This is a genomic window from Stenotrophomonas sp. MYb57, assembly GCF_002966815.1.
Lineage (GTDB): Bacteria > Pseudomonadota > Gammaproteobacteria > Xanthomonadales > Xanthomonadaceae > Stenotrophomonas > Stenotrophomonas indicatrix.
Window position 1 is genome coordinate 1,284,966 of record NZ_CP023271.1, and the last position, 15,929, is coordinate 1,300,894.

Consider the following 15,929-nt stretch of genomic DNA (forward strand, 5'->3'; position numbering starts at 1 on the left):
TTGCGAGGGTGGCTCAGTACAGCGAGCCGGTGTTGACGACCGGCTGCGTGCCGCGGTCCGAGCACAGCACGGTCAACAGGTTGCTGACCATGTGCGCCTTGCGCTCCTCGTCCAGCTGCACCACGCCGTTTTTCTGCAGCTCGGCCAGCGCCATCTCGACCATGCCGACCGCACCGGCGACGATGCGCGTGCGTGCGGCGATGACCGCATTGGCCTGCTGCCGCTGCAGCATCGCCTGGGCGATTTCAGCGGCGTAGGCGAGGTGGCTGATGCGCGCATCGATCACCTGCACGCCGGCATCGGCCAGGCGCTCGGCCAGTTCGTTCTTCAGGTGCTGGGAGATCTCGCTGGCATGGCTGCGCAGCGCCAGCTGGCCGTCCTCGTGCTGGTCATAGGGGTAGCTGGTGGCCATCGCGCGCAGCGCCGATTCGGACTGGATGTGCACGAAGCTCTCGTAGTCGTCCACGTTGTAGACCGCTTCGGAGGCATCGACCACCTGCCAGACGATCACCGCAGCGATCTCGATCGGGCTGCCGTCCAGCTCGTTGACCTTCAGCTTGCCGCTCTCGAAATTGCGCACGCGCTGGCTCACGCGTCGCTTGCTGAAGAAGGGATTGTTCCAGCGCAGGCCGTTGTCCTTGACGGTGCCGACGTACTTGCCGAACAGGCTGACCACCGCCGCCTGGTTGGGCTGCACGGTATACAGGCCGGCCAGCGCGACCAGCGCCAGCGCAGCGATCAGCAGGCCGGCCAGAATCAGCAGCACGTTGGGCGAACCGGTGCTGGCCTTCGCCGCGACCCCGGCCACGAACAGGGCGCCGCCGGCGAGGGCTACGACCAGGGACCCGGCGAGCGCGCCCAGGCCGTTGAGGGAGGACAGCGACTTCTCTTTCATGGCGGTACGTCCTTGAGGGTTCGAATTGAAGATATCAAAGTGATATCACATTCGGGCTACCGTTCGTCGGCTGGGCGTACCCAGGCACTGCGGCTGGACCGGCTAGAATGCCCACCCGCCTTCACATCGCTGCTGGAACCCCGCCATGGCCAAGCTTGGAACCCCGTTGTCCCCCTCCGCCACCCGTGTGCTGCTGCTGGGCTCGGGCGAACTTGGCAAGGAAGTGGCCATCGAACTGCAGCGACTGGGCGTGGAAGTGATCGCTGCCGACCGTTACGCCGATGCCCCGGCCATGCAGGTGGCACATCGTTCGCACGTGATCGACATGCTGGACGCGATGGCCCTGCGCCAGTTGATCGCCCAGGAGCAGCCGCACCTGGTGGTGCCCGAGATCGAGGCGATCCATACCGAGACCCTGGTGCAGCTGGAACAGGAGCAGGGCCTGCGGGTGATCCCGACCGCGCGCGCTGCGCGCCTGACCATGGACCGTGAGGGCATCCGCCGCCTGGCCGCCGAGACGCTGGGCCTGCCGACCTCGCCGTACCGCTTTGTCGACACCGAGGCCGAGTACCGCGCCGCCGTGGCGGCGATCGGCCTGCCGTGCGTGGTCAAGCCGGTGATGTCGTCCTCGGGCAAGGGCCAGAGCACGCTGCGCAGCGAGGCGGACATCGCCCCCGCATGGGAATACGCGCAGACCGGTGGCCGTGCCGGCGCCGGCCGCTGCATCGTCGAGGGTTTCATCGACTTCGATTACGAGATCACCCTGCTGACCGTACGTCACGCCGCCGGGACTTCGTTCTGCGCGCCGATCGGCCACCTGCAGAAGGAGGGCGACTATCGCGAAAGCTGGCAGCCGCAACCGATGTCGGACAACGCGCTGGCGCGTGCCGAGGAGATCTCGCGCGCGATCACCGATGATCTCGGTGGCTGGGGGCTGTTCGGCGTCGAACTGTTCGTGAAGGGCGACGAGGTGTGGTTCAGCGAAGTATCGCCGCGCCCGCACGACACCGGCCTGGTGACGCTGGTCTCGCAGGAGCTGAGCGAGTTCGCGCTGCATGCGCGGGCCATCCTCGGCCTGCCGATCCCGGTGATCCGCCAGAGTGGCCCATCGGCCTCGTGCGCGCTGCTGGCGCATGGCGAAGGCGTGCCGTACTTCAACAACGTGGCCGCCGCACTGCAGGTGCCGGACACCGCCGTGCGCCTGTTCGGCAAGCCGAGCGTGCATGGCCACCGCCGTGTGGGCGTGACCCTGGCGCGCGCGGAATCCATCGACGAAGCACGCGCCATCGCGCGTGACGCCGCCGAAGCGATCGGCGTCGAGCTGCGCTCGTAAAACGGTAGCGCCGGGCCATGCCCGGCGGCTTCCCATAGGGCGCGCGACGCGGCCGGAAAAGCCGCCGGGCATGGCCCGGCGCTACCGGTTTATTTCACATCCACCCATACCAGGTGGTGGTCGCTGCCATCGGCGATCTTCGCTTCGGCACTCTCATTGGCCGGCCAGAACACGCCGCTGCCGAGGTACTCGAAACCGACCGAGGGCAGCACGTAGTCCAGGCGCATGGTGCCGGACTTCGGGCCGAAATCGCCGGTGGCATGGAACGGTGCACCCTTGCGGGTGATGCCCTTGGCCGCATAGGCCAGGCTGGTCTGCTCGGCGCCGATGCTGCGTGGGGTGGGGTAGCGCAGCACGCGGGCGTTCTCGATCAGTTCGACGATCGCCTCGTGGCGGCCATCGCCATCGACCGGATCATTGTTGAGGTCGCCAAGAATGACAAAACGCGCATCCTGGGCCAGGCCGCCGCACTGGCCCTTGTCGTCGCACAGCCACGGCTTGTCACCCTGGGACAGGTATTCCTGCCACAGGCGCAGTTCGTCATGGTTGCGCGCGGCGTTGCGCTTTTCCGGGCCATCGAACACCGGCGGGGTCGGGTGCGAGACCAGTGCGTGGACCACGCCGGCCGGGGTCTTCACCGGTACATCCCAATGCGACTTCGACGACAGCCGCAGCTGCGACCAGACGGTGTCGTTGTAGAAGCTCTTGCCGGTGCGCGGATCGACCGGGCGGATCGCGCCGGGCATCGCACTCCACTTCAGCAGCTGGAAGCTGCGCACCTTGGCTTCGTCGATCGGGTAGCGCGACAGCACCAGCATGCCGTACTGGCCCGGGTGCAGGCCGTAGCCCCAGGCGTCGTTGCCGCGACCGCGGCCTTCGCCGCCGACCACGCCGTTGTTGTCCAGGTCCAGGCCACTGGGCACGCCGGTGTTCACCGGCGCCAGGTAGCGGTAGGCGAAGTGCAGCGGCTTGCCGCCACCCGGCTGGGCCACTTCCAGGTAGCGCTTCTGGAACAGGTCGGCGGCACGATGGGCGTCATCGAAGTCGAACTCGTTCAGCAGCACCAGGTCAGGGCGCGCCTGCTGCAGTACCGCGGCGATCTTGCGCGCATGTTCGCTGTCGCCTTCCAGTTCGGCGATCAGGCCGCCGGCTTCGTCCGAATACAGCGAGGTGTTGTAGGTGGCCAGGCGCAGCGCTGCAGACGGTTTTTCGGTCATCGCGGGGGACGTGGCGAAGGCGGGAGCGGCGGCGCCACAGAGCAGGGCCAGGCCGAGAATCAGGGGTTTGGCGTTCATGGGCCATATTGTGCACCTGGCCCGGTGTCAGTGGTTTGTCAGCGTCCGTCCAGTTCGTCATCGAAATCATGCCAGCGGCGGCCATCGTAGGCCTCCAGCGGGCGATAGCGCCGCTTGTAGTCCATCTTCTGGTGCTCGCGTATCCAGTAGCCCAGGTACAGATGTGGCAAGCCCTCGCGGCGGGCCCACTCCAGCTGCTGCAGGATCGCGAACGTGCCCAGCCCGCGCGCGGAATGGGCGGGGTCGAAGAAGGTATAGACCGCCGACAGCCCGTGCTCGGTCACATCGGTTACCGCCACGCCCAGCAGCTGGCTGGGCTGCCCGTCGTGGCCGGGCAGGCGCATTTCCATGAAGCGCGTGTGCGACCAGCTGCCGATCAGGAACTGTTCGAACTCGTGCGGGCCGTGGTCGTCCATACCGCCCTTGGCATGACGATGCACCAGGTAGCGGTGGTACAGCTCGAACAGATCCTCGCGTGGCATGGCCGCGGTGATGCGCACTTCCAGATCGGCATTGCGGGCGGCGCAGCGGCGCTGGCTGCGATCCGGGGCGAAGCGGGCCACCGGAATGCGCACAGCGACGCAGGCGTGGCAGTTCGCACAATGCGGGCGATAGACCAGATCACCGCTGCGTCGGAAGCCCCAGCTCAGGGCCAGCGGGTACAGCCCGCCGAGGCGACGGTCCTGCGGGTCCAGCACCAGGTCGCGTGCAACCCGGTCCGGCCAGTACCCGCAGGGGTGCTCGCCGGTCTGGAACAGTCGCAGTTCGTCGTCTCTGTCGCCGTGTCTCGCCATGGGCACAGCATAGCTCCAGCCTGTCGCAATGGCGGCGACTGTCCGCCGGATGAATGGAATGGGCGGCTGCGTCAACCGAGGTCGTGGTCAGGCGTTGTTGTCCTCCGAGGGTGAGGTGTTCACCCCGATGCCAATCCCATTCCCAGGAGTGACCCCATGATCCGTACCCCCCTGCTGCTGGCCCTGCTGCTCGGCACCTCCGCGACCGGTATTGCCTTGGCTGCCGACACCCCGGCTGCACCGGCGCAGCGTTCGGCCAAGCTGGATACCAATGGCGACGGCGTCATCGACCGCAGCGAAGCGGCGGCCAACCCGCGCCTGGCCGCAAAGTTCGACGAGCTGGACAAGAACAAGGACGGCAAGCTCTCGCGTGATGAGCTGCCGCGCTGGAAGCATGGCCGCCACGGTGGTCGCGGCGGCGAGCGCTGGGCCAAGCTGGACACGAACAAGGATGGCCGCATCAGCCGTGACGAAGCCAAGGCCGATCCGCGCCTGGCCGAGCGTTTCGACCAGCTCGACCTCAACAAGGATGGCTACCTGGACAAGGCCGACCGCGAGCTGCGCATGAAGCAGCATCGTGACGCCTGGTTCGCCGCAGCCGATACCAACAAGGATGGCCAGCTGAGCAAGGCGGAGTTCGACGCCGCCAAGGGCCCGATGCACGGTGGCCCGCGCCACGGCGGCCCGCGTGACGGCGCCGCGCCGAAGCCGCAGCGCTGATTTTCAGTGCAGTGATCGACGACAACGCCGGCGCACTGCCGGCGTTGTCCGTTACAGGCGGCCGCTGAGCGTCATCGTGTAGGCCAGGGCACCGATGACGATCAGGTTCACCGCCATCATGCCGGTCAGGCCGTACATGGATTCGTACTTCCAGTTGATCCCGTTACGCCCACGCCGGGCTGCATCACGCGCGAGCAGCGGCGCCATGATTCGCCGCAGCGTCACCAGGCACTGGTAGTTGACCACCACCAGGCCCAGTGCCAGCACCAGCAGCTGCGCCCACATCGGCGCCTGCAGCAGCACGGTGAACAGGATGGCCAGGCACCAGCCCAGGCTGGTGCCGGTGCTGAGGTTGACGAAGCGGCGGACCTGGACCTGCTCGGCACCGGTCTCTGCGTAGGACAGCAGGAAACGCCCTCCGAGATAGCTGCCGAGCGCGCCACCGACGACGCCACCGATGATCGCGGCCCAGCTTGACGCAGGCAGCATCTGCAGCTGGCCCAGCGTGGCGGTCAACGAGCCGAGCGCGGTGCCGCCGGCAGCGCTGGCGCCACCGAGGCCGAGCTTGCTGCCCCCCACGCCGACGCCGGTTCCCAGCAGGATCGCCGCGCTGGCGGTGCCGGGCGCGGCGATCATCACCATCGACACCACCGCCGTTGCGAACGCTGCACTCGGTGCGCTGCTGCGTGCGAATTCGCCGAAGCGCTGCAGCAGGCCCTCGCGCACCTGCGCACGGGCACGTGACAGGCGCTTGCGTACCGCCGCGTCGCTCAGCCCGAGCAGGTCGGCCACCTGCTGCGAATGCTGGCCCTCGCGGTAATACAACAGCAGGACTTCGCGGCTGTCGGCGGGCAGGGCAGAGATGATGTCTTCGGCAGCGATTTCCTCTTCCAGCCGCTGCAGGCGATCGGCCACGCCCGGGGTCGGATCCGCAGCCATGGTCAGCGCCACTTCGGCAGCCTCGCCGCTCAGCGGTCGGCCACGTTGTGCGCGCAGCCAGTCGCGGGCGAGGTTGCGGGTGATCTGCCGCAGCCAGGGTAGGAAGCTGCTCGCGCTGCGCAGCTGATGCAGCTGCTGCCAGCCCTTCACGAACGCTTCCTGGGCGATGTCCTCGCTGGCCTGGCGGTCGCCGGTGATGGCCAGGGCGATGGCGGTGACCGTGTTCTGGCAGGCCAGCACGATGCGGCCATAGGCATGCTGGCAACCGCTGCTGGCGGCGGGCAGTTCGCGTTCCAGGGTTTCGTCGATGCTTGCGGCGAAGATCGTCATGGCGGCGGGCTCCTGCAGGGATTGTGTCCCATGACGGAGGCGCGCGCCGAATGTGACCGGTTCGCGTCCCGGTAGCGCCGGGCCATGCCCGGCGGCGTTTCTGTCAGGCCGCTGCGCTCGCCGGGCATGGCCCGGCGCTACCTGCGCGTTACGTGGACGGCTGGATGCGGACCCGCACTTCCTCTTCTTCCGGCGGTGCCGGCGCGGTCGGCTGTGCTTGCTGCGGCTGTGCCTGCGGGGCGGGCACCGGCGCGGTTGGGGCAGGGGCACCGCGATGGCGCAGGCCGATCACCAGCGCCACCCCGGCGATCACCACCAGCAGGGCAATGCGGATGCGCCAGGCCCAGCCACGACCACCGGCACTTTCCTGCACATCATCGCGGAAGGCGAATTCGGCGGTCGGGTGGTCACGACGGGTGGTGTCGAGCAGGCGGGCGTCGCGCAGGATTTCGCGCGCACGCGGCTGGTCGTCGGCGCGCACGACCCACACCGCAGGGTAGGCGCCTGCATTGCCCAGGTCGGTATAGCTGAACTGACCCCGGCGACGGGTCTTGTACGAGCGTCCGTTGGTGACCTTCACCTGGATGTCGTGGCTGCGCAGGAGCTCGGCCACGCCTTCCACGGTTTCCACGCGCTGGCTGCTGAAAATCTGACGCATCGGTCAATCCTTGGCCGGCACGGCGGCCGCTGCTGCCTGGTCCGGAACCACGCGGATCAAGCCTTCCTGGGCGGTGCTGGCAACCAGCACGCCATCACGGGTGAAGAACTGGCCACGGGCCAGGCCGCGCGAATCCTGCGCACTGGGGCTGTCCAGCGAGTACAGCAGCCAATCGTCGGCGCGGAACGGGCGGTGGAACCAGATCGCGTGGTCCAGCGAGGCCATCTGCACGTGCGGATGGTAGTAGCTGATGCCGTGCGGGAAGGTCGCCGTGCCCAGCAGGTGGAAGTCCGACGCGTAGGCCAGCAGTGCCTGGTGCAGCTCGGGAGCATCGCCCACGCGCTCGCTCAGGCGCAGCCAGACCTGGTGGTAGGGCGGGCGCTTGGGCGGGTTCAGTTCATCGCGCGGATACACATGGCGGAACTCGAACGGACCGCCACGCGAGAGCCAGCGCTGCACCTTGATCGGCAAGCGCTCAAGCACCTCCGCCGGCAACGGCCGGTTCGGTTCGATGTCTTCCGGTTGCGGCACTTCGGGCATCTTGTGCTGGTGCTCGGCACCGGATTCGGCCTGCTGGAACGAGGCCGCGCAGAAGAAGATCACCTTGCCATGCTGGATCGCGGTCACCCGGCGCACCGAGAAGCTGCCGCCGTCGCGGGTACGGTCGACGTCGTAGACGATCGGATGGTCGATGTTGCCGGCGCGGAGGAAATAGGCGTGCAGCGAGTGCACATGGCGACCATTGTCGACCGTGGCCTGCGCGGCCGCCAGGGCCTGGCCCAGCACCTGCCCGCCGAACACGTACTTGGTACCGATGTCGCGGCTCTGGCCGCGGAACAGGTTGTCCTCCAGCCGCTCCAGGGTGAGCAGATCGATCAGCTCGGAGACGACGGGTTCGGGCATGTCGTTCAAGGGGGCGGCCACAGCGATGAAAGAGGGGGCGATTATACCGGTGTAGGCCGGATGCCCCATCTTCGGTAGTGCCGGCCGCTGGCCGGCATCCGCAGGCGTCCCGGAAGGATCGCCAGGCTGCCGGCCAGCGGCCGGCACTACCGTTTACTTGCCGAGACGCGCCGCCAGTGCCTGCAGTGCGTTCTGCGCATCCGGGGCGAACCAGGCCTCGACGAAGCGCTCGAGCTGGATCAGGTCCGGATGCAGGGCGTCGTGCAGCTCGGCGCGGGCGATGGCACGGGTCAGCAGCATCGGCTGCCGCGGCTGCTTCAGCAGGTCCTGCAGCCAGGCCACCGCACGGGCCGCCACCAGTTCGCCATCCACCAGTTCGTCGACCAGGCCGATCTGCAGCGCCTGTTCGGCCGGTACCAGCGCGCCGGTGGCCAGCAGCACGCTGGAGCGGTGCGCGCCCACCGCACGGCGCAACAGGCGCTGGATGCCTTCCGGTGCGATCAGGCCGACCTGCACTTCGTTCAGGCCGATGGCATACGGGCGCGCCGGATCGGCACTGCGTGCCATCACCCGGTAGTCGCAGCACAGGGCCAGCACGCAGCCGCCTGCCGGTGCATGGCCGGTGATCGCCGCAACCACCGGGATGCGGCTCTCGGCCAGCGTGCGTACCGCGCCGAAGAACGCGTTCCAGGTGTCCAGCAGCTTGTGCTTGTCATCGCCATGCGAGAGCAGGTGCGGCACGTCCATGCCGCCGGTGAAGATGCGCTCGCTGCCGGACAGCACGATGCCGTGCGCGTCCTCGGCCATCGCCAGTTCGATGGCATGGATCAACTGCCGGCACAGCTCGGTGTCCAGTGCATTGACCGGCGGCCGCGCCAGCCGCAGTTCGCGGATGGGGCCATGGTTGATCACCTCGATGAGCGTCGTCATGCTGCGGGTCTCGTTGCGAAGAAGGAACCTGGGCGATGATAACCAAACCATTCGTTGGCGTACTGTTGATGATGTGTGCGGGCGCAGCATCGGCGGCGGCCGCGGTGCCGGAGTGCGTCACCGTCTCGCAGGGCTGGGTACGTCTGCCGCCCAGCCCGACGGCGACGCCCATGACTGCCGGCTATGGCGTGATCCGCAACGGCTGCTCCACCGCGGTGACCATCATCGGTGCGCGCAGTGCGAGCTTCGGTGATGTGTCGTTGCACGAGACCCGGATCGTCGACGGGGTCAGTCGCATGCGTGCCGTCGAGCGCCTGCCATTGGCGCCGGGCGAACGCGCCGTGCTCAAGCCCGGCGGCCTGCACCTGATGTTGATGGACGGCAGGCGCGTATTGGAGGAGGGGCAGCCCGTGTGGCTGCAGGTGCAACTGGAGGGGGGCACCGAAGTCAGCACGGCCCTGATAGTGCGCAAGGCCGCGCCGTAACGCGGCGCTCGTTCCGCCGGGCATGGCCCGGCGCTACCCAGGCATCACCACCGAATCGACATCGGTAGCGCCGGGCCATGCCCGGCGAGCGCACAGCGCGGTGGGGCTTACGACCAGTCGTACGAGAACAGCACCGTGCGGCTTTCCGGCTCGTACAGCATCACGATCGCATCGGCACCGGTTGCACACCAGTTGTAGCCGGCCACTTCGGCCACGGCGAAGAACTTGTGGCCATCGCGGGTGATGATCGCGCGCTCGGCATCGTCCGGCGCATGCCGGTCGTCGGCAGCCTCGGTGAACGCCAGTGCGAAGGCGGCCGGAATCTCCGCGGTTTCGATCCAGTTGCCGGTCGATATCTGCCCGCCCAGCACATCGAGGTACGCCTGCTCGCCGGGCTCGCCGTCGCCATAGCGCGAATAGCTGGCCAGGCGTCCATGCTGCTGGAAGTACGCATGTGCCTTGCTGTAGCTCTCACGCATCTCCGTGATGTGCTCCAGCGCGTCTTTGTCCTGCATCTGGTCGCCGATGAAGTAGCCCTCCTCACCGAGAAAGCGCATGCGGTTGTCGGCGGTCAATTCAAAAGCGATCCAGTTGGTGCCGGTGAACGCGTTGTGGTGTTCTTCGGTGGTTTCACCGATGCAGCCGTCGTAGGGCTCGATCGGGCACAGCATCGTGGCCACGCTGCCGACCAGTTCCGGGCGCAGCACGCCGAGGTCGATCTTCAGCAGCGGCAGCAGATGCTGGCCAAGCCAAGCCTGGTCATCGGGGAATACGTCGGCGGGGAAGGGGACCATGCCGGGCAGCAGGTCTCGCAGTTCGGTCTGGTGGATCATGTCAGTCCTTTGATTGGAACGGTCGCGCCGGGCCATGCCCGGCGGGGAGAGTGCCGGCCAGCGGCCGGCACTACCTTCAGGTGGATGCGCTGCGGATCGCGTCCGGCAGCGGCGCGCTCTTGCCGGTCTGCGTGTCCATCCAGACCACCACCACGTTGCCGTCCGAATACAGCTTCGACTCGTCCTGCTGGTCGACGATGCGATGACCGATGGTCACGCTGCTGTTGCCCAGGCGCTCGACGAACAGCTCGACCAGGATGTCGTTGGGCCACACGATCGGCAACCGGTAGTTGACGTTGGTGGCGGCCACCACCGGTGCGATGCGGTCGGTCATCGACACGCCTTCCACGCCCAGCATCCAGCGCACGCGCGCCTCTTCCAGGTAGGAGATGTACTTGGCGTTGTTGACGTGGCCCATGCTGTCCATGTCACGCCAGCGCACGCTGATCGGAATGCGGGCCAGGATCTTGTGTTCGCTGCTCATCAGGCGTCCTTCTTCTTCTTGGTGCCGGCCGTGGCGGTCTTGCTGGCCTTGCCGGTGCTCTTGGCGGCGGCTGCCTTCTTCGCCGGCTTCTCGGGCTTCACCTTGCGCGGCGGGCGCGCATCGGGCTTGTTGGCCACGGCGGCGGGCTGGTCCGGTCGCGCGCTGGTGGACGGCAGCATCCGTGCGAGGAACTGGCCGGTATACGAATCCGGGCATGCGGCCACGTCTTCCGGCGTACCGGTCACCAAGATGGTGCCGCCGCGATGACCGCCTTCCGGACCCAGGTCGACGATCCAGTCTGCGGTCTTGATGACGTCCAGGTTGTGCTCGATCACCACCACCGTGTTGCCCTCGTCGCGCAGCTTGTGCAGCACGCCCAGCAGCGCCTCGATGTCGTGGAAGTGCAGGCCGGTGGTCGGCTCGTCGAGGATGTACAGGGTGCGGCCGGTATCGCGGCGCGACAGTTCCTTGGACAGCTTCACGCGCTGCGCTTCACCACCGGACAGCGTGGTCGCGCTCTGCCCCAGCTTGATGTAGCTCAGGCCGACATCAACCAGGGTCTCCAGCTTGCGGGCGATGGACGGGACCGGTTCGAACAGCTTCAGTGCATCTTCGACGGTCATTTCCAGCACGTCGTTGATGTTGAAGCCCTTGTACAGGATCTCCAGCGTTTCGCGGTTGTAGCGCTTGCCATGGCAGACGTCGCAGGGCACGTACACGTCAGGCAGGAAGTGCATCTCGACCTTGATCAGGCCATCGCCCTGGCAGGCCTCGCAGCGGCCGCCACGCACGTTGAAACTGAAGCGTCCCGGCGAATAGCCGCGCGCACGCGATTCGGGCACCTGTGCGAACAGCTCGCGCAGCGGAGTGAACAAGCCGGTGTAGGTGGCCGGGTTCGAGCGCGGGGTGCGGCCGATCGGCGACTGGTCGATGTCCACCACCTTGTCGAACAGGTCCAGGCCATCGATCTCCTTGTACGGCGCGATCGGGTGCGAGGCGCCGTTGATCTCGTTGGCAGCCAGCGAGAACAGGGTGTCGTTGATCAGGGTCGACTTGCCCGAGCCGGACACGCCGGTCACGCAGGTCAGCAGCCCCGCCGGGATGGCCAGGTCCACGCCCTTCAGGTTGTTGCCGGTGGCGCCACGCAGATGCAGCGTCATCTTCGGGTTCGGCTTGTGCCGGCGCGCCGGGATCTTGATCGCGCGCTTGCCCGACAGGTACTGGCCGGTCAGCGAACGCGGTGCATCGAGGAGGTCCTGCAGGCTGCCCTGGCCGACGATCTCGCCGCCATGCACGCCCGCGCCGGGACCGATGTCCAGCACGTAGTCGGCCAGTCGGATCGCGTCTTCGTCATGCTCGACCACGATCACCGTGTTGCCAAGGTCGCGCAGGCGGGTGAGGGTGCCCAGCAGGCGCTCGTTGTCGCGCTGGTGCAGGCCGATGGACGGCTCATCGAGCACGTACATCACGCCCACCAGACCAGCACCGATCTGGCTGGCCAGACGGATGCGCTGCGCCTCGCCACCGGACAGGGTGTCGGCCTTGCGCTCCAGGGTCAGGTAATCCAGGCCGACGTCGACCAGGAAGCCGAGGCGTTCGCCGATCTCCTTGACGATCTTCGCAGCGATCTCGCCACGCCAGCCCGGCAGGCTCAGTTCACTGAAGAACTTCAGCGCTTCGTCGATCGGCAGCACCACCAGTTCCGGCAGCGGTCGATCCGCCACGAACACGTTGCGTGCGGCCTTGTTCAGGCGCGCGCCGTTGCACTCGGGGCAGGCATGTTCGCTGATGTACTTGCCCAGCTCTTCCTGCACCGCCGCCGATTCGGTTTCCTTGTAGCGGCGTTCGAGGTTGGGAATGATGCCTTCGAAGCGGTGCTTGCGCTGGGTGCGGCCACCGGCCTCGGTGAAGTAGGTGAAGGTGATCGCGTCCTCGCCACTGCCGTACAGCACGGCCTGCTGCACCTTTGCCGGCAGCGAGTTCCACGCCGCGTCGGTGTCGAACTTGTAGTGCTTGGCCAGCGAGGCGATCAGCTGGAAGTAATAGGCGTTGCGGCGATCCCAGCCACGCACGGCACCGGCCGCCAGCGACAGCTCCGGATGCACCACCACGCGCGAGGGATCGAAGAACTCGGCCATGCCCAGCCCGTCGCAGCCGGGGCAGGCGCCCATCGGTGCGTTGAACGAGAACAGGCGCGGCTCCAGTTCCGGCAGCGAGTAGTCGCAGACCGGGCAGGAATACTTGGACGAGAACAGGGTAGGGGTCGCAGCGGCATCGTCCAGCGACTGCACCGACGCCATGCCATCACCCAGCTTCAGGGCAGTTTCGAAGCTCTCGGCCAGGCGCTGCTTGATGTCTTCGCGCGGGCGGAAGCGATCGATCACCGCTTCGATGGTGTGCTTCTGGCGCAGCGCCAGCGGCGGCACCGCGTCGATTTCGTACAGTTCGCCATCCACGCGTACACGCACGAAGCCCTGTGCGCGCAGCTGGTCGAACACCTGCGCGTGCTCGCCCTTGCGGTCGCGGATCACCGGCGCCAGCAGCATGTAGCGCTGTTCCGGGTCCAGCGTCAGCATATGGTCGACCATCTGGCTGACCGTCTGGGCTTCCAGCGGATAGCCGTGGTCGGGGCAACGCGGCGTGCCGACGCGTGCATACAGCAGGCGCAGGTAGTCGTAGATCTCGGTGATGGTGCCGACCGTCGAGCGCGGGTTGTGCGAGGTCGACTTCTGCTCGATCGAGATCGCCGGCGACAGGCCTTCGATGTGGTCCAGGTCCGGCTTTTCCATCACGCTCAGGAACTGCCGCGCGTACGCCGACAGGGACTCGACGTAACGCCGCTGACCCTCGGCATAGATGGTGTCGAACGCCAGCGACGACTTGCCCGAGCCGGACAGGCCGGTGATCACGATCAGTTTGTCGCGGGGCAGGTCGAGGTCGATGTTCTTGAGGTTGTGCGTCCGCGCGCCGCGGATGCGGATGAAATCCATCGCCATGGGGAATCCGGTTGTGGGGGCGTGGCTGGGCCGCCGGGCCAGCGATAGGGCGGCAATCGGTCAGCCTACCGAGGTGACCAGATGGGGGCAATGGGCGACAATGCCAGCCCGGTGTCTCACCCGGTGAGACCGCCTGTCAGGCAGGGGTCAGATCCCTTTTCACCGTGTGAAAAGGGATCTGACCCCTGCTTGGGGGCCCCCGGGCCGTTCAGGGGGTTGACTTGACCCGTCCGGGGCCCTCTGCGTACAATCCCGCTCCTGTCCGCCCTCGACGGCGGCAGTCCATAGACCACAATAACTACAGAGGAAGTCTGGTCATGTACGCAGTACTGGTCACCGGCGGTAAGCAATACCGCGTGGCGCAGGGCGAAAAGCTCCGCATTGAAAAGCTCGAAGTCGAAGTCGGCAGCGAGATCAAGTTCGACAACATCCTGCTGCTCGGCGACAGCGATGGCATCAAGATCGGCGACGCCCTGAGCGGCGCTGCGGTCACCGCCACCGTCCTGTCCCAGGGTCGTGCTGACAAGGTCCGGATCATCAAGTTCCGTCGCCGTAAGCACCACATGAAGCGCCAGGGTCACCGTCAGTACTACACCGAAATCGAGATCACCGGCATTGCCGGTGGCAGCAAGTAAGGAGATAGGTCATGGCACATAAAAAAGGCGTAGGCTCTTCGCGCAACGGTCGCGACTCCAACCCGAAGTACCTCGGCGTCAAGATCTTCGGCGGCCAGGCCATCGAAGCAGGCAACATCATCGTGCGTCAGCGCGGCACCCAGTTCCACCCGGGTACCGGCGTCGGCCTCGGCCGTGACCACACCCTGTTCGCCCTGACGGACGGCAAGGTGGAGTTCACCGTGAAGGGCCCGAAGAAGCGTCGCACCGTCAGCGTCGTCTCGGTCGAAGCCTGATAAGGCTGCGTCCGGCGCCCATGCCTCGGCATGGCCGTGCTGGATGAAGAGCTCGCTGCATGAAGAGCCCCGCTTCGGCGGGGCTTTTCGTTGGAATCAATGGTAAAACGGGCATCGCCCGGTTGTCGGCCAGCGGCCGGCACTACATCAAGGTGGCGGCGTGCATGCCGCGCCCATCGCAGGCATCGAAACAATGAAACTGGTAGACGAAGCAGAAATCGAAGTGTTCGCCGGCAACGGCGGCAACGGCTGCATTGGCTTCCGTCGCGAGAAGTTCATTCCGCTCGGCGGCCCGGACGGCGGCGACGGCGGTGCGGGCGGCAGCGTGTGGATCCGCGCCGACGAAAACCTCAACACCCTGGTCGACTTCCGCCATGACCGCATCTTCAAGGCGCAGCGCGGCGAGAACGGCATGGGCCGCCAGGCTTATGGCAAGGGTGGCGAAGACATGGTCATCACCGTGCCGGTCGGCACCGTGATCATCAACGTGGCCACCGATGAAATCATCGGCGACCTGACCCAGCATGGCGACCGCCTGCTGGTGGCCAAGGGCGGCCGCGGCGGCCTGGGCAACATGCATTTCAAGAGCTCCACCAACCGCTCGCCGCGCCAGGCGCTGCCGGGTGAGCCGGGTGAGGAGCGCACGCTGAAGCTGGAGCTGAAGCTGCTGGCCGATGTCGGCCTGCTGGGCTTCCCCAACGCCGGCAAGAGCACCCTGATCCGCGCCGTCTCTGCGGCAACGCCGAAGGTGGCCGATTACCCGTTCACCACGCTGTACCCGAACCTGGGTGTGGTGAAGGTGGAAAACTACCGCAGCTTCGTGATCGCCGATATTCCGGGCCTGATCGAAGGTGCTGCCGACGGTGCCGGCCTGGGCGCGCAGTTCCTGCGCCACCTGCAGCGCACCCGCCTGCTGCTGCATCTCGTCGACATTTCGCCGATGGAAGGTGGTGTGGAAGGTGTGTCGCCGGTCGAGCAGGTGCGTGCCATCGAGCGCGAACTGGAAAAGCACGATCCGGAGCTGCTGGCCAAGCCGCGCTGGCTGGTGCTGAACAAGGCCGACCTGATGTTCGAGGACGAGGCCAAGGCCGCTGCCGAGAAGATCGTCGCCGAGCTGGGCTGGAAGGAGCCGTGGTTCCTGGTGTCCGCACTGGGTCGTGAAGGCACCTTCCCGATCATGAGCCGGATCATGGCGTTCTTCGATCGCCAGAAGGAAGACGAGCTCGAGGCGGCACGCAACGCGCAGTAATGCCGTTGTGGTTCCCGCGAAAAACCCGGCTTCGGCCGGGTTTTTTGTTGGCGGCCGAATGGGGTCGGATCCCTTTTCCACAGGAAAAGGGATCCGACCCCGGACATCGGTAGCGCCGGGCGCCGGATTGCAGGCAACAAAAAACCCGGCCGAGGCCGGGCTTTTGCGTGCTGCC

17 protein-coding genes are annotated in these 15,929 nt (G+C 66.8%); 7 read left to right on the forward strand and 10 right to left on the reverse strand.

Annotation, left to right across the window (positions count from 1 at the left end):
* Positions 1–13 precede the first annotated feature (13 nt).
* Positions 14–895 (reverse strand): SPFH domain-containing protein, encoded by an 882-nt coding sequence (locus CLM74_RS05930; protein ID WP_025873866.1) that lies wholly within the window; start codon positions 893–895, stop codon positions 14–16.
* 145 nt (positions 896–1,040) lie between these two features.
* Here CLM74_RS05930 and purT point away from each other — a divergent pair, with 145 nt between their 5' ends.
* Entirely contained in the window at positions 1,041–2,228 is a 1,188-nt protein-coding gene (gene purT / locus CLM74_RS05935; RefSeq protein WP_105163633.1) for a formate-dependent phosphoribosylglycinamide formyltransferase, read from the forward strand.
* A gap of 89 nt (positions 2,229–2,317) precedes the next feature.
* On the opposite strand, the gene CLM74_RS05940 is transcribed toward purT, so the two are convergent.
* Both CLM74_RS05940 and CLM74_RS05945 read right to left on the reverse strand, forming a co-directional pair.
* Entirely contained in the window at positions 2,318–3,523 is a 1,206-nt protein-coding gene (locus CLM74_RS05940; RefSeq protein ID WP_105163634.1) for an endonuclease/exonuclease/phosphatase family protein, read from the reverse strand.
* A gap of 38 nt (positions 3,524–3,561) precedes the next feature.
* On the reverse strand, positions 3,562–4,317 hold the full coding sequence (locus CLM74_RS05945; RefSeq protein ID WP_105163635.1) for an arginyltransferase: 756 nt from the start codon (positions 4,315–4,317) through the stop codon (positions 3,562–3,564).
* 156 nt (positions 4,318–4,473) lie between these two features.
* On the opposite strand from CLM74_RS05945, the gene CLM74_RS05950 reads away from it, so the two are divergent.
* Positions 4,474–5,037, forward strand: a complete 564-nt coding sequence (locus tag CLM74_RS05950; RefSeq protein ID WP_032975963.1) for an EF-hand domain-containing protein — start codon at positions 4,474–4,476, stop codon at positions 5,035–5,037.
* A gap of 51 nt (positions 5,038–5,088) precedes the next feature.
* On the opposite strand, the gene CLM74_RS05955 is transcribed toward CLM74_RS05950, so the two are convergent.
* The 4 genes from CLM74_RS05955 to CLM74_RS05970 form a co-directional block, all read right to left on the reverse strand.
* On the reverse strand, positions 5,089–6,300 hold the full coding sequence (locus CLM74_RS05955; RefSeq protein ID WP_170919603.1) for an RNA polymerase sigma factor: 1,212 nt from the start codon (positions 6,298–6,300) through the stop codon (positions 5,089–5,091).
* A 154-nt stretch (positions 6,301–6,454) separates the two neighbouring features.
* Complete coding sequence (locus CLM74_RS05960; RefSeq protein WP_032975965.1) at positions 6,455–6,964, reverse strand: pathogenicity-like protein; 510 nt, start codon at positions 6,962–6,964, stop codon at positions 6,455–6,457.
* Positions 6,965–6,967: 3 nt separating this feature from the next.
* Positions 6,968–7,867, reverse strand: a complete 900-nt coding sequence (tesB, locus tag CLM74_RS05965) for an acyl-CoA thioesterase II (protein WP_032951563.1) — start codon at positions 7,865–7,867, stop codon at positions 6,968–6,970.
* A gap of 153 nt (positions 7,868–8,020) precedes the next feature.
* Positions 8,021–8,797 (reverse strand): enoyl-CoA hydratase/isomerase family protein, encoded by a 777-nt coding sequence (locus CLM74_RS05970; RefSeq protein WP_059063463.1) that lies wholly within the window; start codon positions 8,795–8,797, stop codon positions 8,021–8,023.
* 35 nt (positions 8,798–8,832) lie between these two features.
* On the opposite strand from CLM74_RS05970, the gene CLM74_RS05975 reads away from it, so the two are divergent.
* The gene (locus tag CLM74_RS05975; protein WP_025873857.1) at positions 8,833–9,282 is read left to right on the forward strand and encodes a copper chaperone PCu(A)C; all 450 of its coding nucleotides are present in this window, start codon (positions 8,833–8,835) and stop codon (positions 9,280–9,282) included.
* Positions 9,283–9,389: 107 nt separating this feature from the next.
* Here the strand turns inward: CLM74_RS05975 and CLM74_RS05980 are convergent, their stop codons facing one another.
* The 3 genes from CLM74_RS05980 to uvrA all read right to left on the reverse strand — a co-directional run bounded on the left by CLM74_RS05980 (position 9,390) and on the right by uvrA (position 13,595).
* Positions 9,390–10,115, reverse strand: a complete 726-nt coding sequence (locus CLM74_RS05980; RefSeq protein WP_105163636.1) for an enolase — start codon at positions 10,113–10,115, stop codon at positions 9,390–9,392.
* A 76-nt stretch (positions 10,116–10,191) separates the two neighbouring features.
* On the reverse strand, positions 10,192–10,599 hold the full coding sequence (locus tag CLM74_RS05985) for a thioesterase family protein (protein WP_025873855.1): 408 nt from the start codon (positions 10,597–10,599) through the stop codon (positions 10,192–10,194).
* The gene (uvrA, locus tag CLM74_RS05990; protein WP_099842122.1) at positions 10,599–13,595 is read right to left on the reverse strand and encodes an excinuclease ABC subunit UvrA; all 2,997 of its coding nucleotides are present in this window, start codon (positions 13,593–13,595) and stop codon (positions 10,599–10,601) included. The genes CLM74_RS05985 and uvrA overlap by 1 nt, the downstream gene beginning before the upstream one ends.
* Positions 13,596–13,912: 317 nt before the next feature.
* Here uvrA and rplU point away from each other — a divergent pair, with 317 nt between their 5' ends.
* Genes rplU through obgE form a run of 4 tightly spaced genes read left to right on the forward strand, consistent with a single transcriptional unit; the run spans position 13,913 to position 15,754 of the window.
* Positions 13,913–14,230 carry a 50S ribosomal protein L21 gene (rplU, locus tag CLM74_RS05995; RefSeq protein ID WP_004148331.1) on the forward strand — a complete coding sequence of 106 codons (318 nt, stop codon included), beginning with the start codon at positions 13,913–13,915 and terminating at the stop codon, positions 14,228–14,230.
* Between the two features lie 11 nt (positions 14,231–14,241).
* Positions 14,242–14,505: a 50S ribosomal protein L27 gene (gene rpmA, locus CLM74_RS06000; RefSeq protein WP_025873853.1), complete on the forward strand. Its 264-nt coding sequence runs from the start codon at positions 14,242–14,244 to the stop codon at positions 14,503–14,505.
* A 59-nt stretch (positions 14,506–14,564) separates the two neighbouring features.
* Positions 14,565–14,702 (forward strand): hypothetical protein, encoded by a 138-nt coding sequence (locus tag CLM74_RS21440; RefSeq protein WP_157804331.1) that lies wholly within the window; start codon positions 14,565–14,567, stop codon positions 14,700–14,702.
* Positions 14,699–15,754 (forward strand): GTPase ObgE, encoded by a 1,056-nt coding sequence (gene obgE / locus CLM74_RS06005; protein ID WP_025873852.1) that lies wholly within the window; start codon positions 14,699–14,701, stop codon positions 15,752–15,754. Before CLM74_RS21440 ends, obgE begins: the two co-directional genes overlap by 4 nt.
* Positions 15,755–15,929: the final 175 nt, after the last annotated feature.

Excerpts from the sequence above, each read along its gene's own strand:
- obgE (WP_025873852.1), top strand. The coding sequence starts at position 14,699 with ATGAAACTGGTAGACGAAGCAGAAATCGAAGTGTTCGCCGGCAACGGC.
- uvrA (WP_099842122.1), bottom strand. The coding sequence starts at position 13,595 with ATGGCGATGGATTTCATCCGCATCCGCGGCGCGCGGACGCACAACCTC.
- CLM74_RS05985 (WP_025873855.1), bottom strand. The coding sequence starts at position 10,599 with ATGAGCAGCGAACACAAGATCCTGGCCCGCATTCCGATCAGCGTGCGC.
- purT (WP_105163633.1), top strand. The coding sequence starts at position 1,041 with ATGGCCAAGCTTGGAACCCCGTTGTCCCCCTCCGCCACCCGTGTGCTG.
- CLM74_RS05940 (WP_105163634.1), bottom strand. The coding sequence starts at position 3,523 with ATGAACGCCAAACCCCTGATTCTCGGCCTGGCCCTGCTCTGTGGCGCC.
- rpmA (WP_025873853.1), top strand. The coding sequence starts at position 14,242 with ATGGCACATAAAAAAGGCGTAGGCTCTTCGCGCAACGGTCGCGACTCC.
- CLM74_RS05950 (WP_032975963.1), top strand. The coding sequence starts at position 4,474 with ATGATCCGTACCCCCCTGCTGCTGGCCCTGCTGCTCGGCACCTCCGCG.
- CLM74_RS05975 (WP_025873857.1), top strand. The coding sequence starts at position 8,833 with ATGATAACCAAACCATTCGTTGGCGTACTGTTGATGATGTGTGCGGGC.
- CLM74_RS05980 (WP_105163636.1), bottom strand. The coding sequence starts at position 10,115 with ATGATCCACCAGACCGAACTGCGAGACCTGCTGCCCGGCATGGTCCCC.
- CLM74_RS05930 (WP_025873866.1), bottom strand. The coding sequence starts at position 895 with ATGAAAGAGAAGTCGCTGTCCTCCCTCAACGGCCTGGGCGCGCTCGCC.
- tesB (WP_032951563.1), bottom strand. The coding sequence starts at position 7,867 with ATGCCCGAACCCGTCGTCTCCGAGCTGATCGATCTGCTCACCCTGGAG.
- CLM74_RS05945 (WP_105163635.1), bottom strand. The coding sequence starts at position 4,317 with ATGGCGAGACACGGCGACAGAGACGACGAACTGCGACTGTTCCAGACC.
- rplU (WP_004148331.1), top strand. The coding sequence starts at position 13,913 with ATGTACGCAGTACTGGTCACCGGCGGTAAGCAATACCGCGTGGCGCAG.
- CLM74_RS21440 (WP_157804331.1), top strand. The coding sequence starts at position 14,565 with ATGAAGAGCCCCGCTTCGGCGGGGCTTTTCGTTGGAATCAATGGTAAA.
- CLM74_RS05960 (WP_032975965.1), bottom strand. The coding sequence starts at position 6,964 with ATGCGTCAGATTTTCAGCAGCCAGCGCGTGGAAACCGTGGAAGGCGTG.
- CLM74_RS05970 (WP_059063463.1), bottom strand. The coding sequence starts at position 8,797 with ATGACGACGCTCATCGAGGTGATCAACCATGGCCCCATCCGCGAACTG.